Annotated in this window: 41 protein-coding genes; 39 read left to right on the top strand and 2 right to left on the bottom strand. The window is 42.4% G+C overall.

Translation table 11 applies throughout. The features are described from left to right. Positions 1-10: 10 nt before the first annotated feature. The 36 genes from rplD to ASG93_RS18675 all read left to right on the top strand — a co-directional run bounded on the left by rplD (position 11) and on the right by ASG93_RS18675 (position 20,222). On the top strand, positions 11-637 hold the full coding sequence (gene rplD, locus ASG93_RS18850; RefSeq protein WP_029196462.1) for a 50S ribosomal protein L4: 627 nt from the start codon (positions 11-13) through the stop codon (positions 635-637). Beyond that, positions 634-924 carry a 50S ribosomal protein L23 gene (gene rplW / locus ASG93_RS18845; protein WP_028557493.1) on the top strand — a complete coding sequence of 97 codons (291 nt, stop codon included), beginning with the start codon at positions 634-636 and terminating at the stop codon, positions 922-924. The genes rplD and rplW overlap by 4 nt, the downstream gene beginning before the upstream one ends. Before the next feature lie 31 nt (positions 925-955). Beyond that, entirely contained in the window at positions 956-1,786 is an 831-nt protein-coding gene (gene rplB / locus ASG93_RS18840; RefSeq protein WP_028557492.1) for a 50S ribosomal protein L2, read from the top strand. A gap of 84 nt (positions 1,787-1,870) precedes the next feature. Further along, positions 1,871-2,149 carry a 30S ribosomal protein S19 gene (gene rpsS, locus ASG93_RS18835; RefSeq protein WP_029196461.1) on the top strand — a complete coding sequence of 93 codons (279 nt, stop codon included), beginning with the start codon at positions 1,871-1,873 and terminating at the stop codon, positions 2,147-2,149. A 30-nt stretch (positions 2,150-2,179) separates the two neighbouring features. After that, on the top strand, positions 2,180-2,512 hold the full coding sequence (gene rplV, locus ASG93_RS18830; protein ID WP_028557490.1) for a 50S ribosomal protein L22: 333 nt from the start codon (positions 2,180-2,182) through the stop codon (positions 2,510-2,512). Between the two features lie 13 nt (positions 2,513-2,525). Continuing rightward, on the top strand, positions 2,526-3,188 hold the full coding sequence (rpsC, locus tag ASG93_RS18825; protein WP_029196460.1) for a 30S ribosomal protein S3: 663 nt from the start codon (positions 2,526-2,528) through the stop codon (positions 3,186-3,188). A 3-nt stretch (positions 3,189-3,191) separates the two neighbouring features. Continuing rightward, on the top strand, positions 3,192-3,626 hold the full coding sequence (gene rplP, locus ASG93_RS18820; RefSeq protein ID WP_029196459.1) for a 50S ribosomal protein L16: 435 nt from the start codon (positions 3,192-3,194) through the stop codon (positions 3,624-3,626). After that, on the top strand, positions 3,616-3,813 hold the full coding sequence (gene rpmC / locus ASG93_RS18815) for a 50S ribosomal protein L29 (RefSeq protein WP_028557487.1): 198 nt from the start codon (positions 3,616-3,618) through the stop codon (positions 3,811-3,813). Before rplP ends, rpmC begins: the two co-directional genes overlap by 11 nt. 27 nt (positions 3,814-3,840) lie before the next feature. Continuing rightward, on the top strand, positions 3,841-4,104 hold the full coding sequence (gene rpsQ, locus ASG93_RS18810; protein ID WP_029196458.1) for a 30S ribosomal protein S17: 264 nt from the start codon (positions 3,841-3,843) through the stop codon (positions 4,102-4,104). 35 nt (positions 4,105-4,139) lie between these two features. Continuing rightward, positions 4,140-4,508, top strand: a complete 369-nt coding sequence (gene rplN / locus ASG93_RS18805; RefSeq protein WP_028557485.1) for a 50S ribosomal protein L14 — start codon at positions 4,140-4,142, stop codon at positions 4,506-4,508. Positions 4,509-4,563: 55 nt separating this feature from the next. Further along, positions 4,564-4,917 (top strand): 50S ribosomal protein L24, encoded by a 354-nt coding sequence (gene rplX / locus ASG93_RS18800; RefSeq protein WP_079418006.1) that lies wholly within the window; start codon positions 4,564-4,566, stop codon positions 4,915-4,917. A gap of 33 nt (positions 4,918-4,950) precedes the next feature. Then, positions 4,951-5,493: a 50S ribosomal protein L5 gene (gene rplE, locus ASG93_RS18795; protein ID WP_056834174.1), complete on the top strand. Its 543-nt coding sequence runs from the start codon at positions 4,951-4,953 to the stop codon at positions 5,491-5,493. Positions 5,494-5,530: 37 nt separating this feature from the next. Continuing rightward, on the top strand, positions 5,531-5,716 hold the full coding sequence (locus tag ASG93_RS18790; protein WP_029196455.1) for a type Z 30S ribosomal protein S14: 186 nt from the start codon (positions 5,531-5,533) through the stop codon (positions 5,714-5,716). Positions 5,717-5,749: 33 nt separating this feature from the next. Then, positions 5,750-6,148, top strand: coding sequence for a 30S ribosomal protein S8 (gene rpsH / locus ASG93_RS18785; RefSeq protein ID WP_056834171.1), 399 nt, complete (start codon positions 5,750-5,752; stop codon positions 6,146-6,148). 29 nt (positions 6,149-6,177) lie between these two features. Continuing rightward, positions 6,178-6,720, top strand: coding sequence for a 50S ribosomal protein L6 (rplF, locus tag ASG93_RS18780; RefSeq protein WP_047683181.1), 543 nt, complete (start codon positions 6,178-6,180; stop codon positions 6,718-6,720). 101 nt (positions 6,721-6,821) lie between these two features. After that, positions 6,822-7,190 carry a 50S ribosomal protein L18 gene (rplR, locus tag ASG93_RS18775; RefSeq protein ID WP_056834170.1) on the top strand — a complete coding sequence of 123 codons (369 nt, stop codon included), beginning with the start codon at positions 6,822-6,824 and terminating at the stop codon, positions 7,188-7,190. Between the two features lie 28 nt (positions 7,191-7,218). Continuing rightward, the gene (gene rpsE / locus ASG93_RS18770) at positions 7,219-7,716 is read left to right on the top strand and encodes a 30S ribosomal protein S5 (RefSeq protein ID WP_029196451.1); all 498 of its coding nucleotides are present in this window, start codon (positions 7,219-7,221) and stop codon (positions 7,714-7,716) included. 11 nt (positions 7,717-7,727) lie between these two features. After that, entirely contained in the window at positions 7,728-7,916 is a 189-nt protein-coding gene (gene rpmD, locus ASG93_RS18765) for a 50S ribosomal protein L30 (RefSeq protein ID WP_029196450.1), read from the top strand. A gap of 35 nt (positions 7,917-7,951) precedes the next feature. Further along, entirely contained in the window at positions 7,952-8,392 is a 441-nt protein-coding gene (rplO, locus tag ASG93_RS18760; RefSeq protein WP_047683177.1) for a 50S ribosomal protein L15, read from the top strand. Next, positions 8,392-9,696: a preprotein translocase subunit SecY gene (secY, locus tag ASG93_RS18755; protein WP_056834168.1), complete on the top strand. Its 1,305-nt coding sequence runs from the start codon at positions 8,392-8,394 to the stop codon at positions 9,694-9,696. Before rplO ends, secY begins: the two co-directional genes overlap by 1 nt. 85 nt (positions 9,697-9,781) lie before the next feature. Continuing rightward, positions 9,782-10,432 (top strand): adenylate kinase, encoded by a 651-nt coding sequence (locus ASG93_RS18750; RefSeq protein WP_029196447.1) that lies wholly within the window; start codon positions 9,782-9,784, stop codon positions 10,430-10,432. Beyond that, complete coding sequence (gene map, locus ASG93_RS18745; RefSeq protein ID WP_056834166.1) at positions 10,432-11,184, top strand: type I methionyl aminopeptidase; 753 nt, start codon at positions 10,432-10,434, stop codon at positions 11,182-11,184. The genes ASG93_RS18750 and map overlap by 1 nt, the downstream gene beginning before the upstream one ends. Positions 11,185-11,194: 10 nt before the next feature. Then, positions 11,195-11,500 carry a KOW domain-containing RNA-binding protein gene (locus ASG93_RS18740; protein WP_029196445.1) on the top strand — a complete coding sequence of 102 codons (306 nt, stop codon included), beginning with the start codon at positions 11,195-11,197 and terminating at the stop codon, positions 11,498-11,500. A gap of 2 nt (positions 11,501-11,502) precedes the next feature. Continuing rightward, the gene (gene infA, locus ASG93_RS18735) at positions 11,503-11,721 is read left to right on the top strand and encodes a translation initiation factor IF-1 (protein ID WP_009676800.1); all 219 of its coding nucleotides are present in this window, start codon (positions 11,503-11,505) and stop codon (positions 11,719-11,721) included. Positions 11,722-11,828: 107 nt separating this feature from the next. Next, positions 11,829-11,942 carry a 50S ribosomal protein L36 gene (gene rpmJ, locus ASG93_RS18730; RefSeq protein ID WP_003333770.1) on the top strand — a complete coding sequence of 38 codons (114 nt, stop codon included), beginning with the start codon at positions 11,829-11,831 and terminating at the stop codon, positions 11,940-11,942. A gap of 19 nt (positions 11,943-11,961) precedes the next feature. Beyond that, entirely contained in the window at positions 11,962-12,330 is a 369-nt protein-coding gene (rpsM, locus tag ASG93_RS18725) for a 30S ribosomal protein S13 (RefSeq protein ID WP_028557471.1), read from the top strand. A gap of 18 nt (positions 12,331-12,348) precedes the next feature. Continuing rightward, on the top strand, positions 12,349-12,744 hold the full coding sequence (rpsK, locus tag ASG93_RS18720) for a 30S ribosomal protein S11 (protein ID WP_028557470.1): 396 nt from the start codon (positions 12,349-12,351) through the stop codon (positions 12,742-12,744). A 126-nt stretch (positions 12,745-12,870) separates the two neighbouring features. After that, a complete protein-coding gene (locus ASG93_RS18715) occupies positions 12,871-13,815 on the top strand; it encodes a DNA-directed RNA polymerase subunit alpha (protein ID WP_056834164.1) in 945 nt (314 codons plus the stop codon). A 24-nt stretch (positions 13,816-13,839) separates the two neighbouring features. Beyond that, on the top strand, positions 13,840-14,205 hold the full coding sequence (gene rplQ, locus ASG93_RS18710) for a 50S ribosomal protein L17 (protein WP_029196442.1): 366 nt from the start codon (positions 13,840-13,842) through the stop codon (positions 14,203-14,205). Positions 14,206-14,344: 139 nt separating this feature from the next. Continuing rightward, positions 14,345-15,106, top strand: a complete 762-nt coding sequence (gene truA / locus ASG93_RS18705) for a tRNA pseudouridine(38-40) synthase TruA (RefSeq protein ID WP_056834214.1) — start codon at positions 14,345-14,347, stop codon at positions 15,104-15,106. A gap of 172 nt (positions 15,107-15,278) precedes the next feature. Then, complete coding sequence (gene rplM, locus ASG93_RS18700) at positions 15,279-15,716, top strand: 50S ribosomal protein L13 (protein WP_029196440.1); 438 nt, start codon at positions 15,279-15,281, stop codon at positions 15,714-15,716. An 18-nt stretch (positions 15,717-15,734) separates the two neighbouring features. After that, positions 15,735-16,127 carry a 30S ribosomal protein S9 gene (rpsI, locus tag ASG93_RS18695; protein ID WP_029196439.1) on the top strand — a complete coding sequence of 131 codons (393 nt, stop codon included), beginning with the start codon at positions 15,735-15,737 and terminating at the stop codon, positions 16,125-16,127. Between the two features lie 222 nt (positions 16,128-16,349). Beyond that, a complete protein-coding gene (locus ASG93_RS18690; RefSeq protein ID WP_056834162.1) occupies positions 16,350-17,042 on the top strand; it encodes a phosphoadenylyl-sulfate reductase in 693 nt (230 codons plus the stop codon). A gap of 31 nt (positions 17,043-17,073) precedes the next feature. Further along, positions 17,074-18,246: a sulfate adenylyltransferase gene (gene sat / locus ASG93_RS18685; protein WP_056834160.1), complete on the top strand. Its 1,173-nt coding sequence runs from the start codon at positions 17,074-17,076 to the stop codon at positions 18,244-18,246. A gap of 71 nt (positions 18,247-18,317) precedes the next feature. Then, positions 18,318-19,073 (top strand): N-acetylmuramoyl-L-alanine amidase CwlD, encoded by a 756-nt coding sequence (cwlD, locus tag ASG93_RS18680; RefSeq protein ID WP_056834158.1) that lies wholly within the window; start codon positions 18,318-18,320, stop codon positions 19,071-19,073. A 60-nt stretch (positions 19,074-19,133) separates the two neighbouring features. Next, a complete protein-coding gene (locus tag ASG93_RS18675; RefSeq protein ID WP_056834155.1) occupies positions 19,134-20,222 on the top strand; it encodes a P-loop NTPase in 1,089 nt (362 codons plus the stop codon). A 45-nt stretch (positions 20,223-20,267) separates the two neighbouring features. Here the strand turns inward: ASG93_RS18675 and gerD are convergent, their stop codons facing one another. Further along, positions 20,268-21,062: a spore germination lipoprotein GerD gene (gerD, locus tag ASG93_RS18670; RefSeq protein ID WP_056834153.1), complete on the bottom strand. Its 795-nt coding sequence runs from the start codon at positions 21,060-21,062 to the stop codon at positions 20,268-20,270. Positions 21,063-21,200: 138 nt separating this feature from the next. Between gerD and ASG93_RS18665 the strand changes: the two genes are divergently transcribed. Further along, positions 21,201-21,797, top strand: coding sequence for a KinB-signaling pathway activation protein (locus tag ASG93_RS18665; protein ID WP_056834149.1), 597 nt, complete (start codon positions 21,201-21,203; stop codon positions 21,795-21,797). 36 nt (positions 21,798-21,833) lie between these two features. Here ASG93_RS18665 and pdaB read toward each other — a convergent pair whose 3' ends face one another. Next, on the bottom strand, positions 21,834-22,616 hold the full coding sequence (gene pdaB / locus ASG93_RS18660) for a polysaccharide deacetylase family sporulation protein PdaB (RefSeq protein ID WP_056834147.1): 783 nt from the start codon (positions 22,614-22,616) through the stop codon (positions 21,834-21,836). Between the two features lie 113 nt (positions 22,617-22,729). Between pdaB and ASG93_RS18655 the strand changes: the two genes are divergently transcribed. Together ASG93_RS18655 and ASG93_RS18650 are read left to right on the top strand one after the other, a co-directional pair. After that, positions 22,730-23,341: a stage II sporulation protein M gene (locus ASG93_RS18655; RefSeq protein WP_056834145.1), complete on the top strand. Its 612-nt coding sequence runs from the start codon at positions 22,730-22,732 to the stop codon at positions 23,339-23,341. Between the two features lie 151 nt (positions 23,342-23,492). Beyond that, entirely contained in the window at positions 23,493-23,723 is a 231-nt protein-coding gene (locus tag ASG93_RS18650; protein ID WP_029196431.1) for a hypothetical protein, read from the top strand. Positions 23,724-24,022: the final 299 nt, after the last annotated feature.

The raw sequence follows: 24,022 nt of genomic DNA, 5'->3' as shown, positions 1-24,022 counted from the left end.
AGGAAGACAGATGCCAAAAGTAGCTTTATATAATGTAACAGGTGCTCAGGTAGGAGAAGTTGAACTGTCTGACGTTGTTTTCGGAATTGAGCCTCACGTTCACGCGATTCACGAAGCTGTTCTTTTGCAACAAGCAGCTGTGCGTCAAGGAACACACAAAACAAAAGGTCGTTCGGAAGTTCGCGGCGGTGGTCGTAAACCTTGGAAACAAAAAGGTACAGGTCGTGCGCGTCAAGGTAGTATTCGTGCTCCACAGTGGAAAGGCGGCGGTACCGTATTCGGACCGACACCTCGCAGCTATGGTTTCAAATTGCCTAGAAAAGTTCGTCGCTTAGCGATCAAATCCGCTTTGTCCTCGAAACTTATCGATAACAACTTGATCGTATTGGATCAGCTTCAATTGAACGCTCCAAAAACGAAAGACTTCGTAGCTATTTTGAACAACCTGAAAGTAGACCGTAAAGTATTAGTTGTAGGCGTTGCTAACGACTCCAATGTTGCTTTATCTGCTCGTAATATCCCAGGTGTGAAATTTGTTGCTGCTGATGGAGTTAATGTTCTTGATGTCATGTTGTATGATAAATTGATCATTACACAAGAAGCTGTACAGAAAGTTGAGGAGGTGCTTGCACAATGAAAAATCCACGCGACATTATCAAGCGCCCGATCATCACTGAGCGTACAAGCGACCTAATGGCTAACAAAAAGTATGTTTTCGAAGTGGATCTACGCGCTAACAAAACAGAAATTAAACAAGCTATTGAAGCTATCTTCAAAGTAAAAGTTACAAATGTAAACACACTCAGAATGCCTGCTAAGCCTAAACGTTATGGCAAACACTCCGGTTATACTTCCATCTGGAAGAAAGCTATCGTGTCCCTAAGCGCAGAAAGCAAAGAATTGGAATTCTTTGAATCAGTATAACCCTATCTCTTGAAGTAAGGAGGAAATCAGAGTGCCAATTAAAAAATATAAACCAACCTCACCAGCTCGACGTGCGATGTCGGTTTCTACTTTTGAAGAAATCACAACATCAACACCGGAGAAATCCTTGCTTGCTCCTTTGTTCAAGCATGCTGGTCGTAACAACCAAGGTAAAATTACGGTTCGTCACCATGGTGGTGGACATAAGCGTAAATACCGTATTATCGATTTCAAACGTACTAAAGATGGAATACCAGGACGCGTTGCTACAGTTGAGTACGATCCTAACCGTTCCGCGAACATCGCATTGATTCATTATGCGGATGGCGAGAAGAAATACATCATCGCTCCTAAAGGTCTTAAAGTGGACGATCGTATCGTTTCTGGACCACAAGCAGATATCAAAGTAGGTAACGCTCTTCCATTGGAAAACATTCCAGTTGGTACAGTTATCCACAACATCGAGTTGAAGCCTGGTAAAGGTGCACAACTAGTGCGCGCTGCCGGTACGGAAGCTCAACTTCTTGGTAAAGAAGAAACTTACGTAACTATTCGCCTTTCATCTGGTGAAGTTCGTAAAGTCCTTAAAGTTTGCCGCGCAACAATCGGTTCTGTTGGTAACGAAGATCACGAGCTCGTGAAAATCGGTAAAGCGGGACGTAATCGTTGGAAAGGCAATCGTCCACAAGTTCGTGGGGTTGTAATGAACCCGAATGACCACCCACACGGTGGTGGTGAAGGACGTGCACCAATCGGACGTAAATCACCTATGTCACCATGGGGTAAACCGACGCTTGGTTTCAAAACTCGTAAAAAAGGCAAAGCTTCCGATAAATACATTGTACGTCGCCGTACGAAGTAATCACGATAAAATGAACCGCAATGTACGTTCAATTTATCACGGATATATGAATTTTCTTGAGGTTCAAGGAAGGGAGGAACACCCATGGGTCGCAGCTTAAAGAAGGGTCCATTTATTGATGGATACTTACTGAAAAAAGTAGAAGACTTGAACACTTCCAGCAAAAAACTGGTTATCAAAACGTGGTCCCGTCGTTCTACGATTTACCCGCAATTCGTTGGTCACACTTTCGGAGTATATGATGGAAGAAAACACGTGCCTGTGTATGTAACCGAAGATATGGTTGGACACAAGCTTGGTGAATTTGCACCAACTCGTACTTACAAAGGTCATGATGACGACAAGAAAACCGGAAAACGTTAATTTCATTTTTAACCGAGAGGAGGTACTACCATGCAAGCTAAAGCAATATTGAACCACGCTCGGATTGCTCCTCGTAAAGCAAAGCTAGTTGTTGACTTGATTCGGGGAAAAGCGGTAGGCGAAGCGATTGCGATTCTGCGTCACACACCTAAAGCAGCTTCTCCAATCCTGGAGAAACTATTGAATTCCGCAATTGCCAATGCAGAGCATAACTATTCATTAGATCCTAATAAATTAGTGGTATCTGAGACGTTTGTTAACCAAGGACCTACAATGAAAAGGTTCCAACAACGTGCAATGGGCCGCGCTAGCGCGATCAAAAAACGTACCAGCCACATCACAATCGTGGTATCTGAAAAATAAGGAGGGATAACGTGTGGGTCAGAAAGTAAACCCGGTAGGCTTTAGAATTGGTATTATTCGTGATTGGGAGTCCAAATGGTTCGCAGAGAAAGATTTCGGAACTCTGTTGCTTGAAGACGTCAAAATCCGCGAATACTTAAAAAATAAACTTAAAGACTCAGCAGTTTCCCATATCGATATCGAGCGCGCGGCTAACCGTGTGAACGTTACGATTCATACTGCTAAACCAGGAATGGTTATTGGTAAAGGCGGAGCTGAAGTTGAAGTTATTCGCAACTACATCGCTGGTATGTCCAATAAAAAAGTTCACATCAACATTTCTGAAATCAAAAGCCCAGATCTTGATGCAATTCTCGTAGCTGAAGCTATCGCACTTCAATTGGAACGTCGTGTTTCATTCCGTCGTGCTATGAAACAAGCTATGCAAAGAACAATGAGATCCGGCGCTAAAGGTATTAAAGTAGCAACTAGCGGACGTCTTGGCGGTGCTGAGATCGCTCGTACGGAAGGATATAGCGAAGGAACAGTTCCACTTCATACGCTTCGTGCGGATATCGACTATGGTACTGCTGAAGCAGCCACTACTTATGGACGTATCGGTGTAAAAGTATGGATTTATCGTGGAGAAGTGCTTCCGCCAGCTAAGAAAAAGGCTCAGCCGGAAGGAGGAATTTAAATCATGTTAGTACCTAAACGTGTAAAACACCGTAAAGAACACCGCGGTAACATGAAAGGTCGCGCTAAAGGCGGTACGGAAGTAGCTTTTGGCGAATATGGTCTGCAAGCGGTAGAACCGGCTTGGGTATCCAACCGTCAAATCGAAGCAGCACGTATTGCCATGACACGTTACATCAAACGTGGCGGTAAAGTTTGGATTAAAATCTTCCCAGCTAAACCAGTTACACAAAAGCCGCTTGAAGTCCGTATGGGTAGTGGTAAAGGTAACGTGGAGAAATGGGTAGCAGTAGTAAAACCGGGTAAAATTTTGTTTGAACTTGCTGGTGTAAGTGAAGAGGTCGCTCGTGAAGCGATGCGTCTTGCTGCTCACAAGCTTCCAATCAAAACGAAATTCGTGAAAAGAGAAGAAGTAGGCGGTGAAGCAAATGAAGGGTAGTGAATTCCGGAACTTAACCACTGCTGAAATTGAGCAAAAAGTTAATGGTTTTAAAGAAGAACTCTTTAACCTCCGTTTTCAACTAGCTACTGGTCAATTGGACAACCCGACTCAAATTCGTGATTTGCGTAAAGAGATCGCTCGTGCCAAGACTATTTTGCGTGAAAGAGAATTGGGGATTGGGTAACCAAATCTAGAAGGGAGGGTTCCTTAGATGGCTGAACGTAACGATCGTAAAGTTCTGATCGGTAAAGTTGTCAGTGATAAAATGGATAAAACCATTGTTGTTGCTGTCGAAACTTACAAAAAACATGATCTCTATCACAAGAGAATCAAATATACGAAAAAGTTTAAAGCGCATGACGAAAACAACCAAGCTAAAATCGGTGACACTGTGAAAATCAGTGAAACTAGACCATTATCCAAAGATAAAAGCTGGAGACTGGTTGAAATTACTGAAGTTGGCGTTGTTATCTAATAATCTAGACATGAACCCCGAAAGGAGGGAATACGATGATTCAACCATTTACTCGTTTGGCTGTCGCTGACAACTCAGGTGCGAAACAATTAATGTGTATCCGCGTTTTGGGTGGTACTGGTCGTCGCGTTGGTCACATTGGTGATTTGATCGTCTGTTCAGTAAAAGAAGCAACACCAGGTGGCGTTGTCAAAAAAGGTGACGTTGTTAAAGCAGTTATCGTTCGTACGAAGAGCGGTGCTCGCCGTAAAGACGGATCATATATCTCATTCGATGAGAATGCGGCTGTTATCGTGAAAGAAGATAAAAGTCCACGTGGTACACGTATCTTTGGACCAGTTGCACGCGAACTTCGTGACAGAGACTTCATGAAGATCGTATCCTTGGCTCCAGAAGTTATCTAAGAACAGTTACGATGTTTGTTTTCCTAACGGGAAACCTCAGGAGGTGTAGAAGCTAATGCCAAGATTAAAAAAGAGATTAGAATCTCATAACAATAAACTGCACGTGAAAAAAGACGATACGGTTTTTGTAATCACTGGTAAAGACAAAGGTAAGAAGGGTCGCGTTATCGCTGCTTATCCTCGTCAAAACCGTGTGCTTGTAGAAGGTGTAAACATGGTTAAGAAACATGCGAAACCATCTCAACAAAATCCACAAGGCGGTATCTTGAATCAAGAAGCTGCAATCCACGTTTCTAACGTGATGCTAATTGATCCTAAGAGCGGCAAACCTACTCGCGTAGGATACAAAGTATTGGATAACGGAACGAAAGTTCGTATCGCGAAAAAATCCGGCGAAGTTATCGACTAATACAAACAAGCATGGAAAGGAGGCAAATGAGTCATGGCAGTAAGAATGAAAGATCGTTATTTGAACGAAATCACTCCAGCGTTAATTCAAAAGTTTAACTACACAACAGTCATGCAAGTTCCTAAGATCGAGAAAATCGTTATCAACATGGGTGTTGGTGAGGCTGTTTCGAACTCCAAAGTACTTGACACTGCAGTAGAAGATCTTCAAAAGATCTCTGGTCAAAAACCAGTTGTTACAAAATCCAAAAAAGCGATCGCGGGTTTCAAACTTCGTGAAAATATGCCAATCGGCGTGAAAGTAACTCTTCGCGGTGAGCGCATGTATCATTTCTTGGATAAACTTTTCAACGTATCACTTCCACGTGTACGTGACTTCCGTGGTATTTCCAACAAGGCTTTTGACGGCCGTGGAAACTACACACTTGGTCTGAAAGAACAACTCATTTTCCCAGAGATTGAGTATGACAAAGTTGATAAAGTTCGTGGTATGGATATTGTTATCGTTACAACGGCTAAGTCCGACGAGGAAGCTCGCGAGCTTTTAACACAACTCGGAGCGCCTTTCGTTAAATAGGTTACCAGGTCGTACCTATCAGGAGGTGTTATATTAAGTGGCAAAAACTTCGATGAAAGTCAAACAGCAACGTACCCCGAAGTTTAAAGTGCAAGCATACACACGTTGTGAGCGCTGCGGACGTCCGCATTCAGTGCTTCGCAAGTTCAAAATTTGTCGGATTTGTTTCCGCGAATTAGCACACAAAGGTCAGATTCCAGGCGTTAAAAAAGCAAGCTGGTAATCACCCTATTTTCGGGAAGGAGGTTTACACAAAATGGTCATGTCAGATCCAATTGCAGATATGCTAACTCGCATTCGTAATGCGAATATCGTACGTCATGAAACAGTTGAAATTCCTGCGTCAAAAGTGAAGAGGGAAATCGCTGAAATCCTTAAAAAAGAAGGATTTATCCGTGACGCTGAGTACGTTGAAGATAGCAAACAAGGTATCATTCGTTTGTTCCTGAAATACGGTTCAAACAATGAGCGTGTTATCTCCGGTTTGAAAAGAATTAGCAAACCAGGTCTACGCGTTTATACGAAATCACAAGAAGTCCCTCGAGTATTGGGCGGATTAGGGATTGCCATCATCTCCACATCTAAAGGAGTTATGACGGATAAAGATGCTCGTCAATCCAAAGCTGGCGGAGAGGTTATCTGCTACGTTTGGTAATACAATTGTAATTGAATGGAGGTGCAAACATGTCTCGTATTGGTCGTAAGCCAATCACCATTCCAAGTGGTGTAAATGTAACACTAGACAATACTCAAATCACGGTTAAAGGCCCTAAAGGTTCTTTGTCCCGTGAACTTCATAAAGATATGAAAGTAAATGTTCTAGAAAACGAGATTTCCGTTGAGCGTCCTTCCGATAACAAACTCCACCGTTCCCTGCATGGTACAACACGTAGTGTTGTTGCCAACATGGTAAGTGGCGTAACGGAAGGTTTCACGAAATCTTTGGATCTAGTTGGCGTTGGTTACCGTGCTAACAAGAGCGGCGACAAATTAGTTCTCAACGTTGGGTACTCTCATCCAGTTGAAATCACTCCTGAAAACGGTATTGAGTTCGATGTTCCTACGAACACGAAAATCATCGTTAAAGGTATTGATAAAGAACTAGTAGGCGCTATGGCAGCTAAAGTTCGTTCTGTACGTGAACCTGAGCCGTATAAAGGTAAAGGTATCAAGTATGAAGGCGAACGCATTCTTCGTAAAGAAGGTAAAGCTGGTAAGAAGAAATAAGATCGTTAGATCGCGGGTAATAGCTAAGAGTTTTCGTATGAAAACTTGCTACGTAAGCATAAGCCTCGCATCATAAGATGATGAAAGGAGTGTAAGTATAGATGATTACTAAAAGCGATAAAAATAAAGCTCGTTTGAAAAGACATCTTCGTGTTCGTAAGAAAATCGAAGGTACAACTGTTCGTCCGCGCTTAAACATATTCCGCTCTTCCAAACACATGTATGCTCAGCTTATCGATGATACAACGGGTATTACAATCGTTGCTGCATCAACTCAAGATAAAGAACTGAAAAGTGAAATTGGTAATGGCGGTAACGTTGAAGCTGCTCGTAAAGTTGGCGCATTAATCGCTGAGCGTGCGAAAGAAAAGGGTTTAGACAAAGTGGTTTTTGACCGCGGTGGATACCTTTATCATGGACGTGTTCAAGCATTAGCTGACGCAGCTCGTGAAGCTGGACTTGAATTCTAGGAAAAACATATATAAGGAGGTAAAAGACTTGCGTGTAGATCCTAATACTTTAGAGCTAACAGAAAAAGTTGTTAATATTAATCGCGTAGCTAAAGTAGTAAAAGGCGGACGTCGTTTCAGCTTCAGCGCACTTGTTGTCGTTGGCGATGGCAATGGCTGGGTTGGCGCAGGAATCGGTAAAGCTTCCGAAGTTCCTGATGCAATCCGCAAAGGTATTGAAGATGCGAAAAAGAACTTGATTCATGTTCCTATCGTAGGCACTTCGATTCCTCACCTTGTAACAGGTAAGTTTGGTGCAGGACGTGTTCTGTTAAAACCAGCTTCCCAAGGTACAGGAGTTATCGCAGGCGGACCAGTTCGTGCAGTACTTGAACTTGCTGGTATCGGCGATATCTTGACAAAATCCCTTGGTTCATCGAACTCCATGAACATGGTTAACGCAACGCTTGAAGGCTTAAGCCGCTTGAAAAAAGCGGAAGAAGTTGCAAAGCTTCGCGGTAAAACAGTTCAAGAGCTATTAGGTTAGGAGGGGTAAACATGGCGAAACAATTACAAATTACCCTAAAACGCAGCCTGATTGGCCGCCCTGAAACACAACGCGTTACAGTGAAAACACTTGGTCTTCGCAAGATGCACCAAACTGTTCTTCATCAAGATAATGCTGCGATCAGAGGCATGGTTAATCAAGTGAGCCATTTGGTAGAAGTTAAAGAAATCGAAGCATAGTGCAAGATATTAAGATCTAGAGGAGGTGTGCAACGATGAAGTTACATGAGCTAAGTTCTGCTACTGGTTCTCGTCACACTCGCAAACGTGTTGGCCGTGGTACAAGTAGCGGCATGGGTAAAACATCAACTCGCGGACATAAAGGTCAAAACGCACGTTCCGGTGGAGGCGTTCGTCCTGGATTCGAGGGTGGACAAAACCCGTTATACCGTCGTTTACCTAAACGTGGTTTCACGAATCGTTTCCGTACGGAATACGCAATCGTAAACCTTGAAGATTTGAACAATTTCGCAGCTGGTACCGAAGTTACTCCAGAAGTATTAATGGAGACTGGTATTGTTAAAGCTCCTAAAGATGGCATCAAGATTTTAGGAAACGGTGAAATCACAGTAAAATTAACCGTTAAAGCGAATAAGTTCTCTCAATCAGCGATTGAGAAAATCCAAGCTGCCGGCGGTCAAACCGAGGTGATTTAATGTTTAATACCATAGCCAACATCTTCAAAGTAGAAGATTTACGCAGAAGAATTTTATTTACGCTCATCTTGCTAATCGTCTACCGCTTAGGTGCCTTTATTCCAGTGCCTAACATAAATACGGCTGTTCTGAAACTTCAAGACCAAGCGAATCAAAGTGATGTCTTTGGTTTGCTTAACACGTTTTCAGGCGGTGCGCTCTTCCAATTCTCCCTCTTCGCGATGGGAATTACGCCTTACATCACGGCTTCTATCATAGTTCAGCTTTTGTCCATGGATGTTATTCCACGCTTTGCGCAATGGGCAAAAGAAGGTGATGTTGGAAGAAAGAAAATGACGCAAGTTACTCGTTACGGTACGATTATTCTAGGCGTGATTCAAGCTTTTGGACTTTCCATTGGGTTTAACCGTTTGTATAGCGGACTCGTGATCGATCCAGGCGTCACAACCTTTGCTCTAATCGCTCTCGTACTGACAGCTGGTACAGCTTTCTTGATGTGGCTCGGTGAGCAAATCACGGAATATGGGATTGGAAACGGTATTTCCATTATCATCTTTGCAGGTATCGTCGCGGCGATTCCTACAAGCATACAGCAAATTTACAAAACACTTTTTGCGACCGAAGGAGCTTTGTTCCTGAATATCGTGAAACTGATCATTATTGCTTTGGTTGTTGTACTGATTATTGCCGGTGTCATATTCGTGCAGCAAGGTATTCGTAAGATACCTGTACAATATGCGAAACGGGTAGTTGGTCGTAAAATGTATGGCGGTCAAACCACCCACATTCCTCTTAAAGTGAATGCGGCTGGTGTAATCCCTGTAATCTTTGCACTTTCGTTATTGATGTTCCCTCCTACCATTGCTAGTTACTGGAGAGGAAATGTTGTTGCAGAATGGATAATTAACAATTTAAGTATTAACCAAACTGCACCACTAGCGATCGTACTCTACGTACTGCTGATTATTGGATTCACATACTTTTATACCTTCGTACAAATTAATCCAGTTCAAATGGCCGACCAGATGAAGAAAAATGGTGGCTACATACCAGGTATTAGACCCGGTAAGACAACATCGACTTATCTGACTCGCGTAATGACTAGAATTACTCTTTCTGGAGCTTTGTTTCTCTCAGCGATCTCGATTCTTCCAATGCTATTTGGAGGACTTGCCGGTTTGCCTAGTTCGGTTCGGATTGGTGGTACATCTTTACTTATCGTAGTAGGCGTTGGTCTTGAGACAATGAAACAAATCGAGAGCCAATTGATTAAGCGTCATTACAAAGGATTTATCAATAAATAGCTAATAGGTTCTGATGGGGCAATATCTGCGACATCGGCACCTATTGTGCTGTTCGTAATGCCGAGTGCGATGGGAGGTTTTAAGTGTGAACGTAATTTTTATGGGGCCTCCTGGTGCAGGCAAAGGTACGCAAGCTGAAAAAATCGTTAACGAATTTCAAATTCCTCATATTTCAACTGGAGATGCTTTTCGCTTGGCGATGAGTCAAGGAACACCACTTGGTGTTGAGGCCAAAGGTTATGTGGATAAGGGGCTTCTGGTTCCTGATGAAATAACGAACGGTATTGTGAGAGAGCGTCTTGCCCAACCGGATTGCGATAAAGGTTTTTTGCTTGACGGGTTCCCTAGAACTGTTGCTCAAGCAGATGCGTTGTCTGAAATCGTAGATTCATTAGGTAAGAAGATTGAGGTTGTTATCAATCTTTCCGTTGATCGCAGTTTCTTGCTTGCAAGACTAACTGGCCGAAGAATTTGTAAATCCTGTGGTTCTACGTATCATGTAATCTTCAACCCACCAAAGCAAGAAGGCGTATGCGATAAATGTTCGGGTGAGTTGTACCAACGATCTGATGATACGGAAGAGAAAGTCGGAACTCGTTTAGATGAATACATCAATAAAACGGCTCCGCTGCTGGATTACTACCAAAAGAGGGAATTATTGCGTGAGGTTAACGGGGAACAAGACATTCATGCGGTAACCGAACAAATTAGCTCACTGCTACGAGGTCTAGCGTAATGATCATTTGTAAGTCCGAGGTTGAACTAGACCTAATGCGAGAAGCTGGTCGTATCGTAGCCGAAACGCACCGCTTATTGGCAAGGGCGATTCGTCCGAACATTACAACGAAAGAACTTGATCAGATCGCAGAGGAATTCATTCGCAGTCAGGGAGCGATTCCATCTTTTAAAGGCTACAACGGTTTTCCTGGAAGCATTTGTGCTTCAGTCAACGAAGAATTAGTTCATGGTATTCCTGGTCCAAGAAAGCTGACTGAGGGCGATATTATCAGTATAGATATTGGTGCTCAGTATAAAGGTTATCATGGAGATTCTGCTTGGACGTATCCTGTCGGTGAAATTTCTGAAACAGCTAGGCGTTTGTTAGCTGTGACAGAACAATCACTTTATCGAGGCATAGCAGAAGCTAAACCGGATGCTAGACTCTACACGTTGTCGCATGCAATCCAAACTTGTATTGAAGACGCAGGCTTCTCCGTGGTTATAGAGTATGTCGGTCACGGTATCGGAACGGATCTTCACGAAGAGCCACAAATTCCGAATTATGGTGTACCTGACAAAGGTCCTCGTCTCAAACCAGGCATGGTCCTAGCCATTGAACCGATGGTGGTCGTTGGCGAAAGATTTGTCCAAACACTCGAAGACGATTGGACTGTAGTCACTGCGGATCGTACCCTATGCGCTCATTTTGAACATACGATTGCAATTACGGCAGCCGGTTATGAAATATTAACTTTGCCTAGATCGTAGGTGATGATGAATGGATAGCAAGATTCCGAAGGTGGGTCAAATCGTAAAGGTGCTTCGCGGTCGAGATCCCGGAGAATATGCGGTCGTGATTGGAATTGTCGATCATCGCTTTGTCTGGCTTGCCGACGGTGATCATCGCAAATTCGATCAACCAAAGAAGAAGAACCTGAATCATCTTCAGTTACAAGAAACGATTAGCAGTGAAGTGGAGTCAAGCATTAGGGAAACAGGTCGTGTTACTAATGGAAAGTTGCGCTTCGCAATTGCCAAATTCGTTGAACTTATGCAAGATGAAGCACAAGAGAAAGGAGAATGACTGTGGCCAAAGAAGATGTAATTGAAGTAGAAGGTACAGTGATTGAACCTCTTCCGAATGCAATGTTTAAGGTTGAATTGGAAAATGGTCATAAAATCCTAGCCCATGTATCCGGTAAGATCAGAATGCATTTTATCCGCATTTTGCCTGGAGATAAGGTTACCGTAGAATTATCGCCTTATGATTTAACGAGAGGCCGTATAACCTACCGTTTTAAATAAATGTTCGGCTTACATGTAAGTTACTCTCTCAAGGCGTATGCTTACGAAGCAAGTTTTCTAATCGAAAACGCAACATGGTTGCTTACGATGATAAGGAGGGCTTAAAAATGAAAGTTAGACCGTCGGTTAAACCGATTTGCGAGAAATGCAAAGTTATTCGCCGTAAAGGTAATGTAATGGTTATCTGTGAAAATCCTAAGCACAAACAAAAACAAGGTTAAAAGGAGGTGCAATCTGTAGATGGCACGTTTAGCTGGAGTTGACTTACCTCGTGACAAACGAGTTGTAATCGCGTTGACTTACATTTTCGGTATCGGCACTACAACTGCTCAGAAAATCATTGCTTCCACAGGTATCGACGCTAGTACTCGCGTTCGCGACTTGACTGAAGATGAAGTGAGCAAGATCCGTGATGTAATTGACAAAACCCTTAAAGTAGAAGGCGACCTTCGTCGCGAAATTTCCCTAAACATCAAACGTCTAATCGAAATCGGATCCTACCGTGGTCTTCGTCACCGCCGTGGTCTTCCTGTTCGTGGACAACGTACTAAAACTAATGCTCGTACACGTAAAGGTCCTCGTCGTACGGTAGCTAATAAGAAGAAATAATAAAGGGGGTTAGAGCTAATGGCAAAACCTAAAAAAGTCGTCCGTACGAAACGTCGTGACCGGAAAAATATTGAGAGCGGTGTAGCACACATCCGTTCAACATTTAACAACACGATCGTAACGATCACGGATCCGCATGGTAACGCAATTTCTTGGGCAAGTTCAGGAAACCTTGGATTCAAAGGTTCCCGTAAAAGTACTCCTTTCGCAGCGCAAATGGCAGCTGAAAAAGCAGCTAAAGCAGCTATGGAGCACGGCTTGAAAACTGTTGAAGTAATGGTTAAAGGTCCAGGAGCTGGCCGCGAAGCAGCAATTCGTTCTTTGCAAGCAGCAGGTCTTGAAGTAAACCTGATTAAAGACGTGACTCCGGTTCCTCATAATGGCTGCCGTCCTCCAAAACGTCGTCGCGTATAATTCAGGATCACTTTGTAGTATAATTATTCCAAAATCGTGAATAATGGTTTGAAGGATAGGAATACTATGAAATTTTCAGGCGAAGTATCCAGAGGGAAACGACGTATTGAATGGAGGGTACATTTCATGATCGAAATCGAAAAGCCAAAAATAGAAACCGTAGCATTAAGTGAAGATGGCGCTTATGGTAGATTTATCATCGAGCCGTTGGAGCGTGGCTATGGTACAACCTTAGGTAACTCACTACGTCGTATCTTACTGTCCTCTTTACCGGGGGCAGCAGTAACCTCTGTCCAAATCGATGGCGTTTTACATGAGTTTTCAACGATTCCTGGCGTGCTTGAGGATGTAACGGAAATTATCCTCAACTTGAAAGGCCTATCGTTGAAAATTCACTCCGATGAGGAGAAAGTGCTTGAAATTGATGCAGAAGGAGAAGGTAATATTACCGCGGCTGATATCCGTGGTGATAGCGATGTGGAGACTCTTAATCCGGATCTGCATATTGCAACCTTGTCTCCGGACGCACGTCTTCACATGAGGATTCATGCGGGCAGAGGACGCGGTTACGTCCAATCGGACAAAAATAAGCATGAAGAGCAACCAATTGGTGTGATTCCAATTGATTCGATCTACACGCCTATTACTCGAGTAAACTATTCTATTGAGAATACTCGCGTCGGCCAAGTGACTAACTATGATAAGTTGACCCTCGAAGTGTGGACCGATGGAAGTATTCGACCAGAAGAAGCAGTGAGCTTGGGTGCCAAAATCTTAACTGAACATCTGAACTTGTTCGTCGGTTTGACGGATGAAGCGAAAGATGCTGAGATTATGGTAGAGAAAGAAGAAGATAAGAAAGAGAAAGTTCTGGAGATGACTATCGAGGAACTTGATCTATCTGTTCGTTCTTATAACTGTCTCAAGCGTGCAGGGATTAACACCGTACAAGAGCTGATTACCAAAACAGAAGAAGACATGATGAAAGTTCGGAACTTAGGCCGCAAATCACTTGAAGAAGTTCAAGAGAAGCTCGAAGAGCTGGGTTTGGGACTACGTACTGAGGAATAATCTTGTCAGAAGGAGGTTAATTCAATGAACTACAGAAAGTTGAACCGCGATTCCAGTAATCGTAAAGCATTATTCCGTGATCTGGTTACAGATCTGTTCATACATGAACGCATCCAAACTACAGAAGCAAAAGCAAAAGAAATTCGTTCCATCGCTGAGAAGTTAATCACTCTTGCGAAGCGCGGAGATCTTCATGCACGCCGTCAGGTTGCTGCTTTTGTTCGTAGAGAAGCTGCAGACGAGAATCAAGATGCGATTCAAAAGCTGTTCTCCGATTTGGCTACTCGTTACTCCGAGCGTCCAGGTGGATACACACGTATCCTTAAACTGGGACCACGCCGCGGTGACGCAGCACCAATGGTTTACCTAGAGCTAGTAGATCGCGCATAAAGACGGATGGGAAAGGGTGGACGGAATCGCTAGATTCTGGTGAAGCCCTTTTTTTGCAGTCTTAGCACGCTCTCTAGAAGTGAATTTAGCTAAGGCTAATCACTTAAGATAGGAAGGATGACTCATGGAGGATCAAGCCTTGAGAAATCTACGTTTTACCATAAGTTATGATGGGACCGCTTATTCAGGTTTTCAGATTCAGCCTAAAGCAGACACGATCCAATACCGTTTAGAGCAAGCTGTTTTCTTGTTGACTGGTGAGAGGGTGAAAGTCATCTCATCCGGGCGTACAGATGCTGGTGTACACGCGAAAGCACAAGTTATTAATTTTAGCACGAATTCTAAGATTCCAGTGGAACGTTGGTGTTTAGCTCTCAATGCTAGACTCCCCAGAGATATCGTCGCACATACCGCGGAAGAAGTTCTTCCTTCCTTTCATTCTCGCAAAGCCGCGAAACGCAAAACATACTGCTTTTCAATTCGCTCGGCGCGCTTCCCTGATGTCTTTCACCGCAACTATGAATACCATCATCCTACGCATTTGAATGTGGAAGCCATGAGAGAGGCGCTCCCTTGCTTGCTAGGTGAGCATGATTTTACTTCGTTTTGTACGGTGAGAACAGATAAGGAAGTAAAAGTGAGAACCCTCTACGAGGTTCGTCTGGAGACGGAAGCTGACGAGTTATCTATGACGGGGAAGATTGCCCGAATCCGGTTAATCGTAACGGGTAATGGTTTCCTTTATAACATGGTTAGGATCATCGCAGGAACGTTGATTCAGATTGGAGAAGGTAAGAGACCAAGCAGCGATATGCAGCGGATTCTTGAAGCTAGAGACCGATCTCAAGCTGGTCCTACGGCCGAAGCTATGGGTTTAACGTTATGGAGAGTCGACTATTAAAAAGCTTAAAACACTACTTGCTTCTTATGGATGTTTCGTGTAAAATATAACTTGGCGTTTCGTGATCGGCTACCCCACAGCCCCTGATCACAAATGGCCATCAACCATCCATCATTTATGTAAATTAACAATAATAATTATGTATTGAGATATATTTTTAGGAGGATTAAGCATGCGCACCACATATATGGCTAAGCCAAATGAAGTTGAGCGTAAATGGTACATTGTTGACGCTGCAGGCCAAACACTTGGCCGTCTTGCAAGTGAAGTTGCTAGCATTATCCGCGGTAAGCACAAACCGGAGTTCACTCCACACGTAGATACTGGCGATTTCGTTGTTGTTATCAATGCTTCCCAAATTAAGCTAACAGGTAAGAAAATGCAAAACAAAATGTACTACCGTCACTCTTTATACCAAGGTGGTTTAAAAGTGACTTCTGCTCAGGATTTGCTGAACAGCAAGCCTGATCGCATGATCGAGTTTGCCGTACACGGTATGCTTCCTAAGAACCGTCTTGGCGATAGCTTGAAAACTAAGCTTAAAGTCTACGGTGGAGCAGAGCACCCGCACCAAGCACAACTACCAGAAGTCTGGAATCTTCGCGGTTAATATAAGGAGGAACGTTTCGTGGCACAAGTTCAATATTATGGAACGGGTCGTCGTAAACACTCGGTAGCGCGCGTGCGCTTAGTACCGGGTGAAGGACGCATCATTATCAATAAACGTGATCTAGATGAGTATTTCGGTCTAGAAACGTTGAAACTGATCGTTAAACAACCATTGACATTAACTGAGACTGTCGGTAAATACGATGTTCTAGTTCTTGCAAATGGTGGTGGAATCAGCGGACAAGCTGGAGCAATTCGTCACGGGATTTCCCGTGCATTGCTGAAAGCTGATCCGGAATACCGTGGATCCCTGAAAAAAGCAGGTTTCTTAACACGTGATTCCCGTATGAAAGAGCGTAAAAAATATGGATTGAAAGCCGCTCGTCGTGCTCCTCAATTCTCCAAACGTTAAGATTACGCGCCTTTGGCGCTCAAGAGGAACCTTTCCCGCATTATGCTGGAAAGGTTTTTTCTTTTTGCATGAAAGAGTGAGCTGTATCTGCTGGCACAAAGGATTTTAACGAAGTTAATTCCAAAATGATAAAAAGTAATTGACACGGAGGAGAACTCAGCTATAATTAAATATAAATCATACAATAACAGTCGGGATTATAAACTTTAGGAGGTACTTAATATGAATCTCTTTGAAAAAGAAGCTTTTGTATCGAAAGCAGCTGAAGAATTCGAAAATCAATCACCAGAAGCGGTATTGAAACTTGCCGTTGACATGTTCCCTAGCTTAACACTTGCTTGCAGCTTTGGTGCAGAAGATGTTGTGCTTGTTGATATGCTGCAAAAAATCAATCCGAATGTAGATATTTTTTATTTGGATACGAATGTTCATTTCGCAGAAACATATGATACAAGAGATCGCCTAGAGCAGCATTATGGAACTAAATTCGTTCAGGTATTGCCAAAGCTTACGCTTGATGAACAAGCTGAGAAATTTGGAGATGAGCTTTGGAAAACGGATGCTAACCAATGCTGTAATATTCGTAAGGTTGATCCATTAACAGATATTCTTAAAAATTACGATGCATGGATCACAGGGATTCGCCGCGATCAAGCACCTACTCGTGCAAATGCTAAAAAAGTGGAGTACGACGTAAAATTTGGTTTGATTAAATTTAATCCTCTTGCTGGTTGGACTTCGGAAGATGTATGGAATTACATTCGTGAGAATGATGTTATCTACAATCCCTTACATGATCGAAACTATCCAAGTATCGGTTGCACACATTGTACTCGTCCTGTAGCTGAAGGAGAAGATCCTCGTGCAGGTCGTTGGGCTAGTATCGAGAAAACAGAATGCGGACTTCATAAATAATCAGATACAGATTTTATGGAGGTGCTCGGGAATGCCAACAATAAAGCCTCATGGCGAGGAATTAATTAACCGTTTGGTCCCAACAGAGCAAAGAGAAGAGCTTCTTAAACGCGCGGCTGATTTAAAACAAATTCGTGTAAATGCATGGACAATTTCCGATCTTGTTCTTATCGCAGTGGGCGCATTTTCTCCATTGGCAGGTTTTCTGGACGAGAAGAACTATATCTCTGTAGTGGAAAACATGCGTCTTGCAGATGGTACCGTTTGGAGCATACCTGTTACATTATCAATTGATCCAGAAGTTGCTGGTTCTATCTCAATCGGTGAACAAGTAGCGCTTATTGGTGAAGAAGATAATGTGAAATATGCTATCTTAGAGACGACCAGCATCTACAAAGCAGATCAACAAAATGAAGCAATTAAGGTATTTAAGACAGATGATATGGCTCACCCTGGCGTGGATAAACTGTTCTCGCGTTCTTCTACGTATATCGGAGGCCCTATTCAATTGCTTAACCGACCAAAACCTAAGAAGTTTGAAGAGTTTTACTTTGATCCATCTGAAACACGTCGTATTTTTGCGGAAAATGGGTGGAAAACTGTCGTTGGTTTTCAAACACGTAATCCGGTTCATCGAGCTCATGAATACATTCAAAAGTCAGCCATGGAAATCGTGGATGCTCTTTTCCTTAATCCGCTTGTAGGTGAGACTAAATCCGATGATATTTCTGCAGATGTACGTATGAAAAGTTATTTGGTATTACTTGAGAACTACTATCCGAAGGATCGGACTTTCTTAGGTGTATACCCGGCTGCTATGCGCTATGCAGGTCCTCGTGAGGCGCTTTTGCATGCTATTGTGCGTAGAAACTATGGATGTACGCATTTCATCGTAGGACGCGATCACGCGGGTGTTGGCAACTATTACGGCACGTATGAAGCTCAAGAGATTTTTAGCAATTTTACTGCAGAAGAGATTGGGATTATACCGCTATTCTTTGAGCATAGCTTCTTCTGTACCAAATGCGGCAATATGGCTTCAAGCAAAACTTGTCCTCATGATAAGTCCCACCATATGCATCTATCTGGCACAAAAGTTCGTGGATTGCTTAGAGACGGTCAATGTCCGCCTCCGGAGTTCACACGCCCTGAGGTTGCACAGGTTCTTATTGAAGGCCTCAGAGACCCCGAATATCAAGTTTAAGTAAGGTATATTTGTCCACCCTGTCCCATATAGATGTTACAGAGTCTATGGGGAACAGAGGTGGATTTTTTATGCGCAAAAGTAAGAAGAGGCTGGTCATCTGGCTGACTTTTCACAGTAGTCTTAAGCTTGTTCTTTCGACCTTGCTGGTCGCACTTGTTGTTTTCATCTATGTCTATGAGCTGCCTGCAACGAAAACGTGGTCGGAATGGACTTTACCTTTATCAGGTAAAACAATTGCTCTAGATGCTGGTCATGGTGGACCTGATGGTGGAGCTTCCAGTAAGGAAGGAGTTGTTGAGAAAGATATCAACTTAGCGATCACACTTCATCTTCGTGATTATTTGCAGCAGGCGGGTGCGATAGTCATAATGACAAGGGAAACGGATACCGATTTGGCTGAAGCAGGTACGAAGGGATATAGTAAAAGAAAGACACAAGATCTCCACAAACGCGCTGATTTCATCAATGAGAATAATGCGGATATGTTTCTTAGTGTTCATTTAAACAGCATACCTTCTCAGAAATGGAGAGGCGCACAAACGTTCTATTATCCGAATAACCCGAATAACCCTAATTTGGCCGCACTCATTCAGTTAGAATTAAAGAAGAACCTTGAGAATACTGATCGTGTTGCCAAGACGGCGGACAAGACCGTTTACTTATTAAAAACGTTGAAAATTCCGAGTGCTCTTGTAGAAGTGGGTTTCCTTTCAAATCCAGAAGAAGCAAGATTGCTGGCAAGTGAGAAATATCAGAAGATGGTGGCGGCATCTGTCTATCAGGGGATCTTAAGATATTATGCTGGGGAAAAAGTGGGTTCTTAATCAAAATGTGTTATAATTAAGGCCACAATTACAATGTCCGAATAAAGGTGTGGTGTGGCTATGATAAATAAAGACCAACTATTAGAAGCGTTACAACCTCTTGTGGAACCTCAATTCAATAAAAGCGTTGTTGAACTTAATTTAGTTAGAGATGTCATGTTTAAAGACGATAACGTGTCTTTAAGTTTAATTGTTGCAATTGAAGATGAGACGTTTAAAGAAAAAGCGAAGGTTTATATTCAGCAAACTTTAGAAAAATTGGGTGTAGCACAAGTACATATTCGTTTCAGACTCATGACAGATTATGAACGAAATCAGATTAAAGATACGGTTCACCCGGCTGAAGAGAAGAAAGCTCAAACCGTTCAACCACCGATTGAACAACCCATTTTGGGAGAAGCCTCTACAGTTGAGTTTATAGCTGTTGCAAGTGGCAAAGGTGGTGTTGGTAAATCAACCGTAACTGTTAATTTAGCCGTTGCCCTAGCCCGCCAAGGGAAAAAAGTAGGAATCATCGATGCGGATATATACGGTTTCAGTATCCCCGATATGATGGGCATAGAAGAACAGCCGAAGCTTGTCGATAACGTCATTATGCCAGTTGAGAAATTTGGTGTAAAAGTAATCTCTATGGGCTTCTTTGTTCAAGATAATGCGCCTGTTGTTTGGCGTGGTCCTATGCTAGGGAAAATGCTTCTCAATTTCTTCAATGAAGTCAATTGGGGAGATGTTGAATACATCCTTCTGGATCTTCCTCCGGGAACGGGAGATGTAGCACTAGATGTGCATCAACTCATCCCGCAAAGCAAAGAAGTGATTGTAACAACTCCACATGCCACAGCAGCTTTTGTAGCCGCGAGAGCAGGAGCTATGGCCATTCAAACAAACCATGAAATTCTGGGTATTGTGGAAAATATGTCGTATTATGAATGCAAAGATGGCAGCATAGATTACGTCTTCGGTAAGGGTGGTGGAGCTAGGCTTGCTGACGATTTACATAGTGAATTATTAGCGCAGATTCCACTTGGGGCACCTGACAATCATGTTTCGGAAATCGACTATTCACCTTCTGTCTACAAGTCAGACTCGAAAACCGGACAAATCTATTTAGAGATGGCTGCGAATATCATTACCAAATTGGAAAAATAATGAAAAGGCATACGGATACAATCCGCATGCCTTTTACTTTTATATTTAAGATTCAGAATCGCTGGAGTCATCCTTCTTCTTTTCATCTTTCTTTTCGGAGTCTCCTGAATCGCTTTTCTCATCTTTTTTCTTATCTCCTCCACCTTCCTTACCTCCACCTTCTTTACCTCCGCCTTCCTTACCTCCGCCTTCCTCTTTCTTTTGAGCACTCTTAGCCGTAGGCATCTGATCGGGCTTGCTTTGTTGTGCTATGGCAGCTTTAAGAAGATCAACCATATGTGCGCGGAACAAAGGACTCTGGATTGATTCTTCCATAACCGTCATCATTTGCTGGCGATAGGCAGCTGTTTTCATGACATCAAGCATCATCTTTTCATATTCTGGGTTTTTCATAACATCAACGAGTGATTTTTGATATTCTGGGTCCTTTAATAGCTCTTTAAACATCTGTTTGGTTTCTTTTTGGATAGCCTTAGCAAAATCCCCGGCAAATTTAGGGTCTTTCATCATATCAGTGAGGAACATGTTATTCTCTTTTGCTGTGAGTACATCCTTTACTGCCATCTGCAGCTGCAAAGATTCATTTGCAGATAAAAGCTTGATCTGAGATTGACCAGCCACACCACCGGCACCCACTTCACCCATCATGATACTGCGGTTTGCTGCACTAATTGCTTTCTTCCCATCTTCTGACTTTAGAATATCAAGAATCATTGTCTTTTGTTCTTTATACGGGATGGCTTGGGGTTGAGCTTGTTTGTCTGATCCACACGAAGCGAGAAGTAAAGCGATAGAAATAAGTGGTAGGACTTGCAGCTTTCTAAGCTTTGTTATTGACATAAAAGCATGCTCCCTTCTCTAGCTTAATAGTTGTTAGTATGTGTGGTTCGGGATAGATTATAAGGGCCATTCATTGGCTTTTTATCGTAAACGTTGGTACAATTAACAATTAGAGTTGAAGTATGGAGGTAATTGATCTTGACGCTGCGAAAGTGGTTTCACTTATTTTGGACAACATTGTTATTAGGAATGATTGTATCTATAGGGATTGGACTCATCTTACAATATTCCGACAAAGATTTTTCAGTTATGGGGTTATCAGCAGTAGGATTTAATGTATTAAATATGTTGCTTGGCGGTGCGACAATAAGCGTTCTGAGTCAAATGGGCTTTTTTGCTTATCTAATTGTCAGGTTCATTGCTGCAGGTATCATTCGCTCTAAGACGGTATGGGATCTTTTACAATTGGCTGTCGTCATTGTTGTCTTGTTTGACCTCGTATATCTGAGGATGACTAATTTTGAAGGCACTGGATCCGTTCTAAGCTACTCTGTTTTACCTGCTATCATATTGGTAATTTCCATAGCAGTTGCTTATTGGAAGGTGAAGATGACGAATCAGAATGCTTTTATCCCGACATTGTTCTTTATGTGCGCTGTATCGGTTCTTGAAGCTGTACCTGCACTAAAGCTAGATAACGCAGCATCAAGTCTGTTTATGATGGCTCCGTTGCTTGTTTGTAATGCATGGCAAATTTTGATTCTACATAAAATATTGGATAACAAAAAGAGCTAATAGAATTAGCTCTTTTTTGAGTCTAAGCATAGCTCATTAATGGATTTGTTTCATTGCTTGGTCTTCAACCGGCTTCGTCTCCACCTGGGTTTGTTTGATAAGCTCACTTACCGTTACGAATTCGTATCCCTTAGCTCTTAATTGTTCAATGATAACTGGCAAGGCCTCATGTGTTTGTTGAGACGAGTCGCTGGCGTGAAGTAACACGATATCACCTGGATGAGCTTTGGATACTACACGATTAATGATTGTATCAACACCTTTATTTAACCAGTCTTGAGAGTCGGTATCCCATTGGATAACTGAATAACCCAAATCATTCGCAATACGAAGCACTCGTTTGTCGAAGTCGCCATTGGGAAGGCGGATCAGGTTCGGTTCTTTTCCGATCAATTCCGTTAAAATGCCATGGGCCGTAGTAATTTGTTTGCGTATTTCTTCATCACTTAGCGTACTATAGTTATCGTGTTTGTTGCCATGGCTTCCAATTTCGAAACCGTCCTTCTTGATATGCTCGACAATCTCTGGGTGGCTCTTGCTCCACGGAGAGGATAGGAAGAAGGTCGCATCCTTTACACCTTTTTCCTTAAGAATTTTCAAAATAGGTTCCGCACGCTTCTCCCCCCATGAAATATCAAAGGTCAGAGCAATGACCTTTCTCTCGGTCTGCACGCTATAAATAGCGGAGGGCTCTGCATTGGAAAAGACGGATACATTACTTTGTTCCGAATAAATAATAGCGGCAGCGAAAACGAGGGCAAGGGCGATAAAAACATATTGTTTAAACTTACGAGCATTTACAACGAAAAAGTAGTTCATGGATAGCTTGTACCTCCTCTAAGCCTTACATACGGGCAAGGCTTGTATACTCTTTTGTAAATAATGTATGCTCGTACACAGTACTTATGCTTCCGAAATAGGAGGGAACGAAAATGAAATTCCGACCATTGTTCCAACATTTTAAAGAAATGAAACATTACTTTATCGTTGTCGTTTTAGTTTTTGGGTTTAGTTTATATTTAGGATGGGCGAATTCAGAGCAGTTTTCGCATTTCTTAGAAGGGCAGATGCAAGGGCTTAAATCTTTAAGTCAATCCCTTAGCAATAAGGATAACCCCCAATTATGGTTTTTTATTTTCATCTTTCTAAATAATGTGATTAAGTCTGTGGTCATTATCTTTCTAGGCCTATTACTAGGCATTCTGCCACTCTTTATGTTAATTGCTAATGGGATGATACTCGGATATGTACTTTCCCTACAAACGCATGAAAGCACATTGTCCATCGTTCTGAAGGGGATTCTGCCACATGGTATCATAGAGATTCCAGTCATATTGATTGCCTGTGCATACGGGCTTAAATTAGGTTTATTGGTCTGGAAATCCGGAGCACAGCTCTTTGTGCCTGATAAAGACAAAACAGCACGTGCGGAGCTAGTTAAAATACTCCATCTAACAAAGCCATTAATCGTATCCATTGTTGTACTTTTACTCGTAGCCGCAATTATTGAAAGTACACTTACCTACTGGTTGGTGCATCTGTAAAATATTTTCAGAACTTCTGTCATAAAAATGGCAAAATCTGAGCATAACAGTAAAACGGTAAGAAGAGCGGACCGAATAAGGGTCGGCTCTTCTTTCAATCAAACTGTAAGTGCCATAAATCTCTACAGTCGAGAGGGGTTTGGATGGATGTATGCTCGGATTTTTGTTCAATGATCGGGAATGCAGAGAGTTGGATTATGTACTTCGCAAAGAATTAGATGAAATGTTGTTCGATCTTAATGACAAAAGAATTGATCAAGAGATTAAAGGGGCCATAGAATCCAGATATAAAGTGATCTTCCGGATGTATGCTCGCATAGCGACGCCAAAGGAAATATCAAAGTATGCTAGAAACCGTAACTATCAAGCCCAAAAAAAATAGGGGGTAAGTGCTTGACTTACCCTCTCATCCTGTGGTATTTTATAACTCGCCCCTTCGAAAAGAAGGATAACAAGTTGCTTGAGAAGATGATGCTTTAAAAAATCTTTGAAAAAAATACTTGCAATCTTCTAGGCGGATGTGGTATATTAAAAAAGTCGCCGCTAAACGGACGACGAAGTAATAAAGAAAGAAATTGATCTTTGAAAACTGAACAACGAGTGAGTAAGCACGAACGAGAAATCGTTCAAAAAGAGATTGCAAAATCTCGCTAGCAACGCAAATGAGCAATTAAGCTTTCA

This window comes from Paenibacillus sp. Soil787 (assembly GCF_001429545.1).
Taxonomy (GTDB): Bacteria; Bacillota; Bacilli; order Paenibacillales; family NBRC-103111; genus Paenibacillus_E.
The sequence above is the reverse complement of the archived record's forward strand: the minus strand, read 5'-3'. Positions and strand labels throughout refer to the sequence as shown.

Bases quoted from the DNA above. Each gene is read 5' to 3' on its own strand.
- rplN (WP_028557485.1), top strand. From the start codon at position 4,140: ATGATTCAACCATTTACTCGTTTGGCTGTCGCTGACAACTCAGGTGCG.
- rpsK (WP_028557470.1), top strand. From the start codon at position 12,349: ATGGCAAAACCTAAAAAAGTCGTCCGTACGAAACGTCGTGACCGGAAA.
- rplE (WP_056834174.1), top strand. From the start codon at position 4,951: ATGGCAGTAAGAATGAAAGATCGTTATTTGAACGAAATCACTCCAGCG.
- rpsM (WP_028557471.1), top strand. From the start codon at position 11,962: ATGGCACGTTTAGCTGGAGTTGACTTACCTCGTGACAAACGAGTTGTA.
- map (WP_056834166.1), top strand. From the start codon at position 10,432: ATGATCATTTGTAAGTCCGAGGTTGAACTAGACCTAATGCGAGAAGCT.
- gerD (WP_056834153.1), bottom strand. From the start codon at position 21,062: ATGTCAATAACAAAGCTTAGAAAGCTGCAAGTCCTACCACTTATTTCT.
- ASG93_RS18690 (WP_056834162.1), top strand. From the start codon at position 16,350: ATGAATCTCTTTGAAAAAGAAGCTTTTGTATCGAAAGCAGCTGAAGAA.
- rpmC (WP_028557487.1), top strand. From the start codon at position 3,616: ATGAAGGGTAGTGAATTCCGGAACTTAACCACTGCTGAAATTGAGCAA.
- rplM (WP_029196440.1), top strand. From the start codon at position 15,279: ATGCGCACCACATATATGGCTAAGCCAAATGAAGTTGAGCGTAAATGG.
- rplF (WP_047683181.1), top strand. From the start codon at position 6,178: ATGTCTCGTATTGGTCGTAAGCCAATCACCATTCCAAGTGGTGTAAAT.
- rplX (WP_079418006.1), top strand. From the start codon at position 4,564: ATGCCAAGATTAAAAAAGAGATTAGAATCTCATAACAATAAACTGCAC.
- rpmJ (WP_003333770.1), top strand. From the start codon at position 11,829: ATGAAAGTTAGACCGTCGGTTAAACCGATTTGCGAGAAATGCAAAGTT.
- rpsS (WP_029196461.1), top strand. From the start codon at position 1,871: ATGGGTCGCAGCTTAAAGAAGGGTCCATTTATTGATGGATACTTACTG.
- rplR (WP_056834170.1), top strand. From the start codon at position 6,822: ATGATTACTAAAAGCGATAAAAATAAAGCTCGTTTGAAAAGACATCTT.
- rplO (WP_047683177.1), top strand. From the start codon at position 7,952: ATGAAGTTACATGAGCTAAGTTCTGCTACTGGTTCTCGTCACACTCGC.
- ASG93_RS18650 (WP_029196431.1), top strand. From the start codon at position 23,493: ATGCTCGGATTTTTGTTCAATGATCGGGAATGCAGAGAGTTGGATTAT.
- secY (WP_056834168.1), top strand. From the start codon at position 8,392: ATGTTTAATACCATAGCCAACATCTTCAAAGTAGAAGATTTACGCAGA.
- rplD (WP_029196462.1), top strand. From the start codon at position 11: ATGCCAAAAGTAGCTTTATATAATGTAACAGGTGCTCAGGTAGGAGAA.
- rpsQ (WP_029196458.1), top strand. From the start codon at position 3,841: ATGGCTGAACGTAACGATCGTAAAGTTCTGATCGGTAAAGTTGTCAGT.
- sat (WP_056834160.1), top strand. From the start codon at position 17,074: ATGCCAACAATAAAGCCTCATGGCGAGGAATTAATTAACCGTTTGGTC.
- pdaB (WP_056834147.1), bottom strand. From the start codon at position 22,616: ATGAACTACTTTTTCGTTGTAAATGCTCGTAAGTTTAAACAATATGTT.
- rplW (WP_028557493.1), top strand. From the start codon at position 634: ATGAAAAATCCACGCGACATTATCAAGCGCCCGATCATCACTGAGCGT.
- rpsH (WP_056834171.1), top strand. From the start codon at position 5,750: ATGGTCATGTCAGATCCAATTGCAGATATGCTAACTCGCATTCGTAAT.
- rpmD (WP_029196450.1), top strand. From the start codon at position 7,728: ATGGCGAAACAATTACAAATTACCCTAAAACGCAGCCTGATTGGCCGC.
- ASG93_RS18715 (WP_056834164.1), top strand. From the start codon at position 12,871: ATGATCGAAATCGAAAAGCCAAAAATAGAAACCGTAGCATTAAGTGAA.
- rplV (WP_028557490.1), top strand. From the start codon at position 2,180: ATGCAAGCTAAAGCAATATTGAACCACGCTCGGATTGCTCCTCGTAAA.
- ASG93_RS18740 (WP_029196445.1), top strand. From the start codon at position 11,195: ATGGATAGCAAGATTCCGAAGGTGGGTCAAATCGTAAAGGTGCTTCGC.
- cwlD (WP_056834158.1), top strand. From the start codon at position 18,318: ATGCGCAAAAGTAAGAAGAGGCTGGTCATCTGGCTGACTTTTCACAGT.
- ASG93_RS18675 (WP_056834155.1), top strand. From the start codon at position 19,134: ATGATAAATAAAGACCAACTATTAGAAGCGTTACAACCTCTTGTGGAA.
- rplP (WP_029196459.1), top strand. From the start codon at position 3,192: ATGTTAGTACCTAAACGTGTAAAACACCGTAAAGAACACCGCGGTAAC.
- rplQ (WP_029196442.1), top strand. From the start codon at position 13,840: ATGAACTACAGAAAGTTGAACCGCGATTCCAGTAATCGTAAAGCATTA.
- ASG93_RS18655 (WP_056834145.1), top strand. From the start codon at position 22,730: ATGAAATTCCGACCATTGTTCCAACATTTTAAAGAAATGAAACATTAC.